Annotated in this window: 12 protein-coding genes; 5 read left to right on the forward strand and 7 right to left on the reverse strand. The window is 68.8% G+C overall.

The features are described 5' to 3' along the window. Positions 1–14: 14 nt before the first annotated feature. The 6 genes from pbN1_RS16615 to pbN1_RS16640 all read right to left on the reverse strand — a co-directional run bounded on the left by pbN1_RS16615 (position 15) and on the right by pbN1_RS16640 (position 4,883). Positions 15–377: a DMT family protein gene (locus pbN1_RS16615; RefSeq protein ID WP_169201933.1), complete on the reverse strand. Its 363-nt coding sequence runs from the start codon at positions 375–377 to the stop codon at positions 15–17. Positions 378–385: 8 nt separating this feature from the next. Continuing rightward, on the reverse strand, positions 386–934 hold the full coding sequence (gene folK, locus pbN1_RS16620; protein ID WP_169201932.1) for a 2-amino-4-hydroxy-6-hydroxymethyldihydropteridine diphosphokinase: 549 nt from the start codon (positions 932–934) through the stop codon (positions 386–388). Continuing rightward, positions 931–2,289 (reverse strand): polynucleotide adenylyltransferase PcnB, encoded by a 1,359-nt coding sequence (gene pcnB, locus pbN1_RS16625; protein ID WP_169201931.1) that lies wholly within the window; start codon positions 2,287–2,289, stop codon positions 931–933. Before pcnB ends, folK begins: the two co-directional genes overlap by 4 nt. Before the next feature lie 76 nt (positions 2,290–2,365). Continuing rightward, positions 2,366–3,028 (reverse strand): histidinol-phosphatase, encoded by a 663-nt coding sequence (locus pbN1_RS16630; protein ID WP_169201930.1) that lies wholly within the window; start codon positions 3,026–3,028, stop codon positions 2,366–2,368. An 89-nt stretch (positions 3,029–3,117) separates the two neighbouring features. Then, entirely contained in the window at positions 3,118–3,789 is a 672-nt protein-coding gene (gene hda, locus pbN1_RS16635) for a DnaA regulatory inactivator Hda (protein WP_169201929.1), read from the reverse strand. After that, positions 3,786–4,883 (reverse strand): AI-2E family transporter, encoded by a 1,098-nt coding sequence (locus pbN1_RS16640; protein ID WP_169201928.1) that lies wholly within the window; start codon positions 4,881–4,883, stop codon positions 3,786–3,788. The genes hda and pbN1_RS16640 overlap by 4 nt, the downstream gene beginning before the upstream one ends. A gap of 153 nt (positions 4,884–5,036) precedes the next feature. On the opposite strand from pbN1_RS16640, the gene purM reads away from it, so the two are divergent. From purM to pbN1_RS16660, 4 genes are read left to right on the forward strand one after another with little or no spacing between them, the layout of a single operon-like run. After that, positions 5,037–6,083 carry a phosphoribosylformylglycinamidine cyclo-ligase gene (gene purM, locus pbN1_RS16645; RefSeq protein ID WP_169201927.1) on the forward strand — a complete coding sequence of 349 codons (1,047 nt, stop codon included), beginning with the start codon at positions 5,037–5,039 and terminating at the stop codon, positions 6,081–6,083. 11 nt (positions 6,084–6,094) lie between these two features. Then, on the forward strand, positions 6,095–7,255 hold the full coding sequence (locus pbN1_RS16650; RefSeq protein WP_169201926.1) for an efflux RND transporter periplasmic adaptor subunit: 1,161 nt from the start codon (positions 6,095–6,097) through the stop codon (positions 7,253–7,255). A gap of 13 nt (positions 7,256–7,268) precedes the next feature. Then, a complete protein-coding gene (locus pbN1_RS16655) occupies positions 7,269–10,343 on the forward strand; it encodes an efflux RND transporter permease subunit (RefSeq protein WP_169201925.1) in 3,075 nt (1,024 codons plus the stop codon). Next, complete coding sequence (locus pbN1_RS16660; RefSeq protein ID WP_169201924.1) at positions 10,344–11,675, forward strand: hypothetical protein; 1,332 nt, start codon at positions 10,344–10,346, stop codon at positions 11,673–11,675. Here pbN1_RS16660 and miaA read toward each other — a convergent pair. Then, entirely contained in the window at positions 11,655–12,617 is a 963-nt protein-coding gene (gene miaA, locus pbN1_RS16665) for a tRNA (adenosine(37)-N6)-dimethylallyltransferase MiaA (RefSeq protein ID WP_169201923.1), read from the reverse strand. The two genes, pbN1_RS16660 and miaA, sit on opposite strands and share 21 nt — an antisense overlap. Positions 12,618–12,878: 261 nt before the next feature. Here miaA and pbN1_RS16670 point away from each other — a divergent pair, with 261 nt between their 5' ends. Then, positions 12,879–13,745, forward strand: coding sequence for a DNA ligase (locus pbN1_RS16670; RefSeq protein WP_169202817.1), 867 nt, complete (start codon positions 12,879–12,881; stop codon positions 13,743–13,745). Positions 13,746–13,949 lie beyond the last annotated feature (204 nt).

The following is a 13,949-nucleotide window of genomic DNA, read 5'->3' on the forward strand; positions in this document are numbered from 1 at the left end:
TGCCGGACCCGTCTCTAGTTGCGAAAAATGAAATATACCGCACCAAGCATACACAACGCGGCCCAAAGGTAGTCAAGCTTCATCGGCTGCTTCATGTACAGCACGACGAACGGTATGAACACCAGCAGCGTGATGACTTCCTGCAGGATCTTGAGCTGTGCGAGGCTGAACTGCGTCGCGCCGATGCGGTTCGCCGGCACCTGCAGCAGGTATTCGAACAGCGCGATGCCCCAGCTCGCGATCGCCGCAACGAACCAGGCTTTCGACTGCATGTTCCTGAGATGTCCGTACCACGCGAAGGTCATGAACACGTTCGACGCGGCGAGGAGCAGCGTGGCCTGAAGCCATACCGGGATCGTCTGGAGCCAGGCAGGCATCGGAGGCGTCAGTCCGGCAGTCTTTCAATTGCCTGGTCGCATACTCCCGGCAGGAGATCGGCGACGCACCCGCGGCCGGGGATCGTCGCCGCCGGGGCGATTTCCGCGAGGGGGACGAGCACGAAGGCGCGCAGGTGCATGCGCGGATGCGGGATTTCGAGTCCGGGTTCATCGACGGTGTCGCCGCCGTAGAGCAGCAGGTCGAGGTCCAGCGTTCGTGGCGCCTGAGGATAGGCCCGGGTGCGGCCGAGGCGGGCCTCGATGTCGAACAAGGCATCGAGCAGTGTCCGCGCGGGCAATGTCGTGTCGATCGCGGCGACCGCGTTGAAGAAGTCGGGCTGCCCGCTGACGCCTACCGGGGCGGTGCGGTATAGGGCCGAGCGGGCGACAACGCGCGTGTCGGGCAAGCTGTCGAGAGCCTCGAATGCAGTCCGGAGCGTCGCGACCGGCTGGCCGAGGTTCGCGCCCAGCGCGACGAAGGTGCGCACCGGAGGGTGCTTGGATGTGCGCACCGGAGCGTGCGTGGCGGGGGTCCGGCCCGGGCCGGATCGTTTCATGACGCGTCGATGGTGGCGGTGTCGGTCTCGGCCGGCTTGCGCCGGCGCCGACGCCGCTTGCGCTCGGGCGCTTCGCCGCGGCCGGCTGCCTCGGCGAGCAGGGCTTCGCGTGCGTCGTGGCCGGCATGCGCGAACTGGTCCCACCACTCGGGGAGCGCCAGGTCGATTTCGCCCGACTGCGCGCGCAAGCGCAGGAAGTCCCATGCGGCCCGGTAACGCGGCTGTTCGATAAGGCGGTAGGGCGTCTTGCCGCTGCACTTGTCGAAGCGGGGTTGCAGCGCCCAGATTTCCTTGATGTCACCAACGATGCGCCGTGTGATCGCGAGCTTGCCGGCCTGCGCCTCGAGCACGTCGTCCATCGCCGCGAACAGCGCGGGCTGGGTGTGCTCGCCGCTGCGCTTGCGCGTTTCCCACGCGGCAAGCACTTCGTGCCACAACAGCGTCGCGAACAGGAAGCCCGGCGATACCGATTTGTCCTGGCGCACGCGCTCGTCGGTATTCTCGAGGGCCAGCCTGACGAAGCGTTCGCCCATCGGCTGTTCGAGGATTACGTCGAGCAGTGGCAGCAGGCCGTGGTGCAGGCCTTCCTCGCGCAGCTGTTCCAGGCATTTCAGCGCGTACCCGGAGAACAGCAGCTTCAGCATCTCGTCGAAGAGCCGCGCGGCCGGGACGTTTTCGAGCAGCGAGGCCATCTCGCGGATCGGGTGGCGCGCGGCAGGGTCGAGCGTCAGGCCGAGCTTGGCGCCGAGTCGCACGCCGCGCAGCATCCGCACCGGGTCTTCGCGGTAGCGCGCGCGCGGATCGCCGATGATGCGCAGCGTCTTCTGCTTCAGGTCGGCGACGCCGTGGTGATAATCGACGATCTGCTCGGTCGTCGGATCGTAGTACAACGCATTAACGGTAAAGTCGCGCCGTGTCGCGTCCTCGGCCTGCGAGCCGAAAACGTTGTCGCGCAGCACCCGGCCGTGTTCGTCGGTTTCAGTGCTCTCGGCCGCCTGGCTCGCGCGAAACGTCGACACTTCGATCGTCTCCGGACCGCTCATGACATGCACGATCTTGAAGCGGCGGCCGATGATGCGCGAGCGGCGGAACAGCGCGCGGACTTCCTCGGGCGTCGCGCTCGTCGCGACGTCGTAGTCTTTCGGCGGGTGGCCGACAAGGAGATCGCGCACTGCGCCGCCGACGACGAATGCCTTGTGGCCGTGTTCCTGCAGCACCGTGCAGACCTTGCGCGCGACCGGCGAGATCTGCTCGCGGCGAACGCCATGCTGAGCGACGGGAATCAGCGCGGGTTCGGTATTCACGGGTGGCAGCGCGGCGCGCTGGAATACTTTGCGCAGCAGCTTGCGGATCATTGGAAAGAGGGCGGAGCGGTCAACATAAGCGTGCAATCATAACCGATGCAGGGGCTTGCAGGGCGCTGCTGCCGCCTTACCGCAGCGAGATGACCGGCCAGCCATGGGCGAGCGCGTGCGCGCGCAGCGTGTCATCGGGGTCGACAGCGACCGGATCGGTGACGCGCGCCATCAGCGGCAGGTCGTTGTGCGAGTCGCTGTAGAACCACGAGCGCGAGAAGCTGCCGTGATACAGGCCGATCGACTCGAGCCAGCTGTCGACACGTTTGATCTTGCCCGCCTTGAACGCCGGAGTTCCACGCGGTTTGCCGGTGAACGCACCGTGTTCCTGCGCCGGAATCGTCGCGATGAGATGGGCGATGCCGAATTCGCGCACGATCGGGCCGGTGACGAAGCTGTTCGTCGCAGTGACGACTGCGACCAGCGCGCCGTGGTCGAGCTGTTCGCGCACGAGCCGGCGGGCCTTGTCGGTGATCATCGGTGCGACGGCCGTCGCCATGAATTCGCGGTGCCACGCGTCGAGCTGCGCGCGCGGATGGCGCGCGAGCGGGGCGAGCTGGAAGTCGAGGAACTCGAAGATATCGAGCGTGCCGGCCTTGTATTGCTCGTAGAAGCCGATGTTCTTCGCTTCCTGCACTTCGCGGTCGAGCACGCCCTTGGCGATGAGAAACTGCGCCCACGCGAAGTCGGAGTCGCCATCGAGCAGCGTGTTGTCGAGGTCGAATAGTACGAGGTCCAAGCTGGTTTCCTTGAATGGGAATGGGGTCCGGATCGGTCGGGGGGCAGCAGGCGTGCCCGGCACGACGCGAGGATGTGGGCTACCCGGGCTCATATGTCGAGACCGGCCTGGATCATCTCGCGCAGCAGCGGCAGGGTGACCGCGCGCTTGCGTTCGAGCGACGCGGTGTCGAGCGCATCGAGCACCGCGAGCAGGCTCGGCAGGTCGCGGCGGCCGTGGCGCAGCAGGAAATCGGTCACTTCGTCGGCGAGCGGCAGGCCGCGCCGCTCGGCGAGCGTGCGCAGGATGGCGGCGCGCGCTTCATCGTCGAGCGGGCGGACTTCATAGACCAGGCACTGGCCGACGCGGGTACGCAGATCCTCGCGCACCGCGAGCTGCAGCGGGGCGGTCGCGCCGGCCAGGAGCAGCGTCTGGCCGTTGCCGCGCGCGCGGTTGAACGCGTTGAACAGCGCGACCTGCGCGGCTGCGTCGAGTGCGTGAACATCGTCGACGGCGAGCAGCGCGTCGCCGGTCTGCGGCAATTCGTCCCCCGCTTCGGCGGCCGGGACGTAGAGGGCCGGGCGGCCTGCGGCGCGCGCGCCGGCGACCGCCGCACGCAACAGATGGCTGCGCCCGCTGCCCGCGGGGCCCCAAAGATACAGATGGGCGGCGTGCGCTCCGATTGCGTCGAGCGCGGCCACCAGTTCGTCGTTGCTGCCGACGACAAAGTTGTCGAGCGTCGGCGGCGTATCGGGGCGGATGTCGAGCACGAGCTGCTTCACTTGCCGGTCTCCTCGATGCGCGATTCGTTGTCGCCCCGGTAGAGGCGGCTCGCGACCCATGCGGCACGCAGTTCGCGCAAGCCGACGAGGATCGCCGCGCTTGCCGGCAGCGCGACGAGCACGCCGACGAAGCCGAACAGCTGGCCGAACGCCATCAGCGCGAAGATCACTGCAACCGGATGCAGACCGATGCGCTCGCCGACGAGGTAGGGCGTCAGCACGAAGCTCTCGATCGCCTGCCCGAGGCCGTACACGATCGCGACGCCGATCAGCGGCGACCAGCCGTCGGCCTGCAGCAGTGCGGTGAGGACCGCGAGGATCAGGCCGCCGCCGAAGCCGATGTAGGGGATGAACACCAGCAGGCCGGTGATGACGCCCACCGGCAACGCGAACTTCAGTCCGGCGAGCCACAGGCCGACGCTGTAGAACACCGCGAGCAGCAGCATCACGGAGAGCTGGCCGCGCAGGAACTGCGACAGCACCGAATCGATGTCGTTGAAGATGCGCAACGTGCGCGGCAGCATCGGGCGCGGAATGATCTTCTGCACGTTCGCGACCAGCTGCGGCCAGTCCTGCAGCAGGTAGAACATCACCACCGGGATCAGCAGCACGAGCGCCGCGAGGCCGACCAGCGCGCTGCCGCCCTCGCGCAGGTGGCCGAGGATGACCGGCACCAGGTCCTGTGCGGTGCTCCAGTTCTCGGTGATCCAGGTGCGCACGAACGCCGCATCGAGCTGCACGTCGATGCCGAAGCGCTCCATCAGTTGCGGTGCGACGCGGGAATTGAGCAGCTCGATCAGGTCCGGCAGGCGGCCCACAAGCGCGATCCCCTCGCGATAGATCATCGGCGCGAGGATCAGCAGTAGCAGCAGCAACATCGCGGCCAGGCCGAGGATCACCAGCAGCACCGCGAGCGGCCGCGGAATGCGGCGCCGGGCCATCCAGTTCACCGGCGGGTCGCAAATGTACGCGAACACCGCCGCGATCACGAACGGTGCGAGGATCGGCCCCAGCGCGTAGAGCAGCGCGACGAGCGCAAGCGCAACGCCGGCCCACACGGCGGATTGCAGACGGTCGGCGCGGGATTGGGTCATTTCGAGTAAAATCGCGAGCTTGGCGCGGGTGCCCGGCAAGTGCCGGAGTGACCCGCGAAACCCGTAAATGTAGCCACTTGGCGTTGCGGCCTCAAGTTTCCCGCTCGCCGGGTCCGGCCGAACCCCCGCATTCCGCACGCTAGAGGAACCCACTTGAGCTCCCCGAAACCTTCGCTTTCCTACCGCGACGCTGGCGTCGATATCGATGCCGGCGATGCGCTCGTCGACCGCATCAAGCCGCTCGCGAAACGCACCATGCGCCCCGAAGTGCTCGGTGGCATCGGCGGCTTCGGCGCGCTGTTCGAGTTGTCGAAAAAGTACCGCGAGCCGGTGCTGGTGTCGGGCACCGACGGTGTCGGCACGAAGCTGAAGCTCGCGTTCCAGCTGAACAAGCACGACACCGTCGGCCAGGACCTGGTCGCAATGAGCGTCAACGACATCCTAGTGCAGGGCGCCGAGCCACTGTTCTTCCTCGACTACTTCGCCTGCGGCAAGCTTGATGTCGACACCGCGGCAGCGGTCGTCGGCGGCATCGCGCGCGGCTGCGAGCTGTCCGGCTGCGCGCTGATCGGCGGCGAGACCGCCGAGATGCCCGGCATGTACCCGGACGGCGAATACGATCTGGCCGGCTTCGCGGTCGGCGCGGTCGAGAAGTCCGAAATCATCGACGGCTCGAAGATCGTCCCTGGCGACGTCGTCCTCGGCCTCGCGTCGAGCGGCGCGCATTCGAACGGCTATTCGCTGATCCGCAAGATCCTCGATCTGGCAAAGCCGGACCTCGACGCCGACTTCCACGGCCGTCCGCTGCGCGACGTGATCCTCGAACCGACGCGCCTGTACGTGAAGCCGATGCTCGGCCTGATGCAGGCGATCCCCGGCGTCGTCAAGGGCATGGCGCACATCACCGGCGGCGGCCTGCTCGAGAACGTGCCGCGCATCCTCGGCCCCGACCTGGCCGCGCGCCTCGAGGCGTCGTCGTGGACGCTGCCGCCGCTGTTCCAGTGGCTCCGTGACGCCGGCAACGTCGACGCGCAGGAAATGTATCGCGTCTTCAACTGCGGCGTCGGCATGGTCGTCATCGTGTCGGCCGCGCAGGCCGACGCGGCAGTGCAGAACCTCGAGGCCGCGGGCGAGACCGTCTATCGGCTCGGCCGGATCGAGTCGCGGGCCGAAGGCGCGGCGCAGACGACGGTCGGCTGAGGCCGGCCGCAATGCCCGCCCCTCGCCGCCTGATCGTCGTCCTCAGCCTCGTCGGCCTCGCCGCGCTTGCGGGCTACGCGTATTATGCGAACCGCACGCCGGCGACGCCGCAACCGGCGGGCACGGCGCCCGCGGCACAACGGGGCAATGGCGGCGCAGCCGGTGCTGCGGCGAAGGCGGACCCGGTCGGCGTCGAGACCGTCACGGTAACGTCCGAGACCGTCGCCGACGACGTCACCGCAGTCGGCACGTTGCGCTCGAATGAATCGGTCGTGCTGCGGCCCGAAATCGCCGGACGCATCGCCGCGATCCGGTTCCGCGAAGGCGGGCCGGTACGGCGCGGCGAAGTGCTGATCGAACTCGACGCGGCGGTGCAGCAGGCCGAAGTGCAGCAGGCGAAGGCGAACCTCGCGCTCGCCGAGGCGAATTACGGCCGCACCGACGATCTCTTCAAGCGCAAGTTCCTCAGCCACAGCGCCCGCGACGAAGCGGCTTCGCAACTCGAAGTCGCGCGCGCGAACATGGCGCTCGCCGAAGCGCACCTCGACCGCACGCGCCTGCGTGCGCCGTTCGCCGGCGTCGTCGGGATTCGCAACGTCAGTGTCGGCGACTACGTCAAGGAAGGCGACGACCTGGTCAATCTCGAGGATATCGCGACGCTGAAAGTCGATTTCCGCCTGCCGGAAAACTATCTCGCGCGCGTGCGCCCCGGGCAGACGCTCGAAATCACATCCGACGCGATTCCCGGTCAGCGCTTCGAGGCGCGGGTCGCCGCGATCGACCCGCTCGTCGACGAACAGGGACGCTCGGTCGTGATGCGCGCGACGCTTCCCAACGAAGGCCTGCGGCTGCGCCCGGGGATGTTCGCGCGCGTGCGGCTGATCCTGCAGCAGCGCGCCGACGTCGCGATCCTCCCCGAGGAGGCACTGGTGTCGGCGCCCGGGAACGTGCAGTTCGTCTATCGCGTCGTCGACGGCAAGGCGCAGCGCGTCGAGGTGTCGACCGGGGTGCGGCGCGGCACCCGCGTCGAAGTCGTGCGCGGCCTGCAGGCCGGCGATGTCGTTGTGACGGCGGGCCAGCTCAAGCTGCGCGACGGGGCGCCGGTGCGCGTCGTGCGCGCGGACGGGACTGGCGAGGCGCCCTCGGCAGGCGCCGCCGGCGGAGCCGGTTGACCGGAGACACGCGATGATCCTGTCCGAGATCTGCATCAAGCGCCCGGTGTTCGCGACGGTGCTGTCGCTGCTGGTGCTGCTGATCGGGCTGATGTCGTATTCGCGTCTGACGGTGCGCGAATACCCGAACATCGACGAGCCGGTCGTGACCGTGGACACGACCTACACCGGCGCGAGCGCCGAGATTGTCGAATCGCAGGTCACGAAGCCGCTCGAGGATTCGCTCGCAGGCATCGAAGGCGTCGACGTGATCCAGTCGATCAGCCGCCAGGAGCGCAGCCAGATCACGATCCGCTTTCGCATCGAGCGCGACGCCGACAGCGCCGCGGCCGACGTGCGCGACCGCGTGTCGCGCCAGCGCCGCCGCCTGCCGGACGACATCGACGAGCCGGTGATCTCGAAAGTTGAAGCCGACGCGAGCCCGATCATCTGGATCGCCTTCTCGTCGGATCGCCACTCGTCGCTCGAACTGAGCGACATCGCCAGCCGCATCGTCAAGCCGCGGCTGCAGACCCTGTCGGGCGCCGCCGACGCGCGCGTGTTCGGCGAGCGCCGCTATTCGATGCGCATCTGGCTTGATCGCGACCGGCTCGCGGCATTCAACCTCACGCCACAGGACGTCGAGGACGCGATCCGGCGCCAGAACGTCGAGCTGCCGGCCGGGCGCATCGAAAGCCGCGAGCGCGAATTCGCCGTCGTCGCGCAGACCGATCTCGACGAGCCGCAGGAGTTCGAGGCGGTCGTCGTGCGTGAACCCGGGACGGCCGACGGGCGCCCGGTGCGCATCCGCGACGTCGGCCGCGTCGAGGTCGCCGCGCAGAACGAGCGCACGCTGGTGCGTTTCATGGGCAAGCCGGCGGTGTCGCTCGGCCTGATCAAACAGTCGGTCGCGAACCCGCTCGACCTCAAGCGCGGCCTCGTCGAGATGATGCCGGTGCTCGAGGCGGAGCTGCCCGAAGGCATGACGATGAGCATCGCGAACGACACGACGGTGTTCATCGACCGCTCGATCGCGTCGGTGTTCACCACGATCTGGGAGGCGGTCGTCCTCGTCGCCGTGATCTGCTTCTTCTTTCTGCGCAACTGGCGCGCGATGCTGGTGCCGCTGGTGACGATCCCGGTGTCGCTCGTCGGCGCGTTCACGCTGATGTTCGCGTTCGGCTTCTCGATCAACACGCTGACGCTGCTCGCGCTGGTGCTCGCGATCGGCCTCGTCGTCGATGACGCGATCGTCGTGCTCGAGAACATCTACCGGCATATCGAGGAGGGCATGGAGCCCGTCCAGGCGGCATTCCGCGGCGCGCGCGAGATCGGCTTCGCCGTCGTCGCGATGACGATCACGCTCGCCGCGGTGTATGCGCCGGTCGCGTTCATGACCGGGCGCACCGGCAAGCTCTTCACCGAGTTCGCGTTGACGCTCGCCGGCGCGGTGATCGTGTCGGGCTTCGTCGCGCTGACCCTGTCGCCGATGATGTGCTCGAAGCTGCTGCGCCACGAGCAGCGGCACGGCCGCTTCTACAACGCGATCGAGCGGTTCCTCGGCTGGCTGACCAACGGCTACCGCCGCGCGCTGACCACCGCGCTGCAACTGCGCTGGGTCGTGGTGCTCGCGTTTGTCGTCGTCGCCGGCTCGTCGCTGGTACTGCTCAAGACGCTGAAGACGGAACTCGCACCGGTCGAGGACCGCGGCCGCGTCGTCGGCATCTTTTCCGGGCCGGAAGGCGCGACGATCGACTTCATGGGACGCTACATGTCGCAGGTCGAGGCGATCTTCGCCCAGACGCCGGAAGTCAATCGCTACCTCGTGATCTCGGGTAGCCCGACGGTGTCCCAGGGGATCTCGTTCGCCGGTTTCACGGACTGGGCCGAGCGCGAGCGCAGCGCCGCCGAGATCGCCGGCGAGCTGCGGCCGAAGCTCTCGGCGGTGCCGGGGCTGCTCGCGTTCCCGGTGCTGCCGGCGGCGTTCGGCCAGAGTTCGCGCTCGCGTCCGGTCAGCTTCGTCATCACGACGTCGGAGTCGTACGACGAACTCGCGCGCCACACCGAGCGGATGCTCGACGAGCTGCGCGCCCATCCGGGCTTCGTGTCGCCGGACACCGACCTGAAGCTGACGAAGCCGGAACTTGCGGTCGACGTCGACCGCGACCGCGCCGCCGACCTCGGCATTCCCGTCGACGTGATCGGCCGCACGCTCGAGACGATGCTCGGCGGGCGGCAGGTCACGCGCTACAAGAAGGACGCGGAACAGTACGACGTGATCGTGCAGGTCGAGGCGGCAAGCCGCACCATTGCCCGCGACATCCGCGAGATCTACGTGCGCGGCAAAAGCGGCGAGATGGTACCGCTCGCGAACCTCGTGCAGGTGCGCGAGACGGTCAGCCCGCGCGAGCTCAACCACTTCGGCCAGCGGCGTTCGGTGACCATTTCGGCGAACCTCGCGCCGGATTTTGCGCTCGGCGAGGCGCTGGCATTTCTCGAACAGACGGCCGCGCGCGTGCTGCCGGCCGGCTACGCGATCGACTACGACGGCCAGTCGCGCGAGTTCAAGACCAGCTCGGCGAGCCTCGCGCTGACCTTCGTGCTTGCGCTGGCGTTCATCTACCTCGTGCTGGCGGCCCAGTTCGAGAGCTTCCGCGACCCGTTCATCATCATGCTGACGGTGCCGCTGTCGATGACCGGCGCGCTCGCGGCGCTGTATTTCACCGGCGGCACGCTGAACGTCTATAGCCAGATTGGCCTCGTCACGCTGGTCGGCCTGATCACCAAGCACGGCATCCTGATCGTCGAGTTCGCGAACCAGCTGCGCGACGGTGGGGCTGCGCTGCGCGACGCGGTCATCGACGCGTCGGTGCTGCGGCTGCGCCCGATCCTGATGACGACCGGGGCGATGGTGCTCGGCTCGATCCCGCTCGCGCTCGCGACCGGCGCCGGCGCCGAGAGCCGCCAGCAGATCGGCTGGGTCATTGTCGGCGGCTTGCTGCTGGGCACGGTGTTCACGCTGTTCGTCGTGCCGACCGTCTATACGCTCCTCGCGCGCCGCGAGCGTACCCGCATCGAGGCCGAACAGCCGGTCGCGGCGACGGAATAAGTGCCGCATTCGCAGCCGCAGCAAATCCTTTCGCGGCCGCGTTCGGCCCTCGCCGCGTGGCTGATGATGGCGCTGGTGCTGCTGTCGCTCGCGTACGGTGCGCGCACCGGCCTTCCGGCCTGGCCCGCCGGCCTCGCCGCATGGGGTGCGGGAATCGCGCTGTGGCCGCGCCTCGACCACAAACAGCACCGCTTCGCGATCATCCTTTCCGGGCTCGGCGCCGTCGCCCTCGCGGTTGCGCTGTGGCGCGGCCATAGCCCTTCGTGGAGCGGCCTGCTGACGAAGAATACGCCGCTGCTCGGTATGCTCGCCGCGGTGAGCTTCCTGCAGCTCGTCGGTATGGGGCGCGACGATGACCGGCCCCTTCCGCGCGGGCGACGCGCGTTGTGGCAGACGATGGCCGGCGTGCATGTTTTCGGCGCCGTCATCAACATGTCGGTGATTTTCATCGTCGCCGAGCGACTCGCGCAGTCCGGGCGGCTGTCCCTGCGGCAGGCCGCCGCGATCACGCGCGCGTTCATGCTCGCGGCGCTGTGGTCGCCGTTCTTCGGCGCCATGGCGGTCGCGCTGACGTATGCGCCGCACGCGCGCCTCGCCGACGTCGCGCTCGCCGGCGCTCCACTGGCTGCGGTGCTGGTGTGGGTCGCCGGACGGACGCTGCCGCCGGCGGCAGCGGGCGAGGATCCCGACTTCGTTGGCTTTCCGATGCGCCCGTCGGCGCTGTGGCTGCCGCTCGCGCTGACGGTCGTCGTCAGCGCCGCTCATTTCCTGCTGCCCGCGTGGTCGTCGCTCGCGATCATCAGCGGCGCGGCGCTGGCGATCAGCGTGGCCGCGGTGTTCGTCCGCAGCGGGCCGGGTGAGGGCGTCGAGCGCATCATCGATCACGCCCACCGCCGCCTGCCGGCGATGTCCGGCGAGCTGATGCTGTTCCTCGCCGCGGGCGTGTTGGCGACCGGCCTGCAGGCGCTGATGCAGGCCGATTCCGGTTGGCTGCCGTTCGAGCATTTCGGCCCGCTGCAGGCGGCGGTCGTGCTCGGACTGATGATCGCGCTGTCGGCGATCGGCGTGCACGCGGTGGTGACGATCGTCATCGCGTCGGCGTGGCTCGCGCCGCTCGCGCCCGACCCGCTGCTGCTCGCGCTGATGTTCCTGATGAGCTGGGGCATCGGTCTCGCGCTCAATCCGATGGCCGGCGTGCATCTGTCGCTGCAAGGGCGTTTCGCGCTGCCGGCGCTCGGGCTCGCGCGCGCGAACCTGCGTTACTGCGTCGCGGCGTACGCGCTTGCGGTCGTGTGGCTGTTCGGCGTCGCGCTAGTGCGCGGCGTGCTGTGAGGGTGCGAGCAGGCGCGCGGCGGCTGCGCCGACAGCATCGGTGAGGTCCGTGCGCAGGCAGTCGATCTCGACGAGCTCGGGCCAGCTGTCGCGGAACTGCCGTTGCCACGTGAGCTGGCGCTTGGCGAGCTGGCGCGTCGCGGCGATGCCCTTGAAGCGCATCGTGGCGTAATCGTCGCGGCCGTCGAGATATTCCCACACCTGCCGGTAGCCGACGCAGCGCATCGATGGCAGCGCCGCGTCGAGCACATAGCGCGCGCGCAACGCGCGCACCTCGTCGATGAGGCCGGCCGCGAGCATCTGGTCGAAGCGCTGCTCGATGCGCGCATGCAGCACCGCACGATCCGATGGCGCGAGCGCGATCGGCAGAATGCGGAACGGCAACGCCGCGGCCTCGCGCCGGGCGTAGCTCTCGGCAAGCGGCCGTCCGGTCAAGCGCACGATCTCGAGCGCGCGCTGGATGCGCTGCGCGTCGGCGGGGTCGAGCCGCGCGGCGGCGTCCGGATCGAGTTGCGCGAGTTGCGCATGCAGTGCCGGCCAGCCGAGGCGCGCGGCGGCGGCGTCGATGTCGGCGCGCAGGTCCGCGTCGGCGGCGGGCAGGTCCGACAGCCCGTCGCGCAGCGCCTTGAAGTACAGCATCGTGCCGCCGGCGAGCAGCGCGATGCGGCCGCGCGCGTGGATCTCGCCGATCAGCCGCAGCGCGTCGCGACGAAAGTGCGCTGCCGAGTAGCTTTCTGCGGGCGACACGATGTCGATCAGGTGGTGCGGGCAGGCGGCGCGTTCCGCTGCGGTCGGCTTCGCGGTGCCGATGTCCATGTCGCGATAGACGAGGGCCGAATCGACGCTGACGATCTCGATCGGCAGCACGCGCGCCAGTGCCAGCGCGGCGGCGGTCTTGCCGCTGGCGGTGGGGCCGAGCAGGAGGAGGGCGGAGGGCTGCATCGGGGCTGGGCGGTGGTGGGGAGCGGTGACGGAGAATCCGGGGAAGGAATTGTAACGGTGAAGCGCGGTCGGCGTCCCGCGCGCGCCGCGGCGCCACCGAAGGCCGCGCGAAGGGGCGAGATTGACGCAAAGCGTTGGGCGCCGATCGCCGTGCTGGCGCGCGCGAAAGACCGTAAAATGCCAAAGGCATGACAACCCGGAGGCTTGTGCCCGATGACCCCGTTCTCGCTGTCGATTTCCCGTTTTCGTCGGATCGGCCGAATGTGCCGCGCAAGCAGCTTCCGGTCGCAGGCCCTTGCCACGCTTTTTTCCGCCCTGCTGCTCGCGTCGCCGCTGCCAGCGGCCGCCGATACGGCAAGCGGGCCTGCCGCGACGCTCGCGATGGTGTATCGCGACGACGTCGATCCGACAGCGTACTGGGTCAGCGAAAAACTCGACGGCGTGAGGGCGCTGTGGGACGGGCGGGTGCTGCGCTTTCGCAGCGGGCAGCCGATCGCGGCTCCGCAATGGTTCCTCGACGGCTTGCCGCGCGCGGCGCTCGACGGCGAGTTGTGGATCGGCCGGCGCAGCTTCGAGCAGCTGTCGGGCATCGTGCGCAAGCAGCAACCGGTCGACGACGAATGGCGGCAGGTGCGCTACATGGTGTTCGAGATGCCGGAAGCCCCCGGCAGCTTCACCGAGCGCATCACCAGGATCAGGGTGGCCACGGCGGGCGGGCCGCCGTGGCTGGATGCGGTCGAGCAGTTCCGCGTCGCCGACGCCGCAGCGCTGCGGCGTCGCTTCGAGCGTGTCGTCGCTGCCGGGGGAGAAGGCCTGATGCTGCATCGCGCCGATGCGGGGTGGGTTGCCGGACGCAGCGACGTGCTGCTGAAGCTGACGCCCTGGCTGGACGCCGAAGCGCGCGTGGTGGCGCATCGGCCCGGCAAGGGCCGGCTCCAGGGCATGCTCGGGGCGCTTGAAGTCGAAACGCCCGACGGACGCCGCTTTCGCATCGGCAGCGGATTTTCCGACGCGCAACGGCGCACCCCGCCGGCGATCGGCACGACCGTGACCTACCGTTACCGCGAGCTCACCGCGAAAGGCCTGCCGCGCTTCCCCCGTTACCTGCGGGTGCGCGAACTGCCGTGATTTGCCGGGGCGCAATCAAGTGGACAGATTGCCAGCCGCGCCGGACACGAGCCCATCAGGCCCGGATCGGGAGGAGACAGCCAGCGCTGCGGGCAGCCGGTATAATTCCGCGCGATCAGCGAAATGAAGGCTCATCCGGGAGGCATGATGGCAGGTGTGGAGTTCGGCCGGGTTCCGGCCCGGTCGATCACGGCGGCAAGTTGC

Origin of the sequence: Aromatoleum bremense (assembly GCF_017894365.1) — a bacterium.
Taxonomy (GTDB): Bacteria; Pseudomonadota; Gammaproteobacteria; order Burkholderiales; family Rhodocyclaceae; genus Aromatoleum; species Aromatoleum bremense.

Coding starts and splice junctions, on each gene's coding strand:
- miaA (WP_169201923.1), bottom strand. CDS start 12,617: ATGCAGCCCTCCGCCCTCCTCCTGCTCGGCCCCACCGCCAGCGGCAAG.
- folK (WP_169201932.1), bottom strand. CDS start 934: ATGAAACGATCCGGCCCGGGCCGGACCCCCGCCACGCACGCTCCGGTG.
- pbN1_RS16615 (WP_169201933.1), bottom strand. CDS start 377: ATGCCTGCCTGGCTCCAGACGATCCCGGTATGGCTTCAGGCCACGCTG.
- pbN1_RS16670 (WP_169202817.1), top strand. CDS start 12,879: ATGTGCCGCGCAAGCAGCTTCCGGTCGCAGGCCCTTGCCACGCTTTTT.
- pbN1_RS16650 (WP_169201926.1), top strand. CDS start 6,095: ATGCCCGCCCCTCGCCGCCTGATCGTCGTCCTCAGCCTCGTCGGCCTC.
- pcnB (WP_169201931.1), bottom strand. CDS start 2,289: ATGATCCGCAAGCTGCTGCGCAAAGTATTCCAGCGCGCCGCGCTGCCA.
- pbN1_RS16640 (WP_169201928.1), bottom strand. CDS start 4,883: ATGACCCAATCCCGCGCCGACCGTCTGCAATCCGCCGTGTGGGCCGGC.
- pbN1_RS16655 (WP_169201925.1), top strand. CDS start 7,269: ATGATCCTGTCCGAGATCTGCATCAAGCGCCCGGTGTTCGCGACGGTG.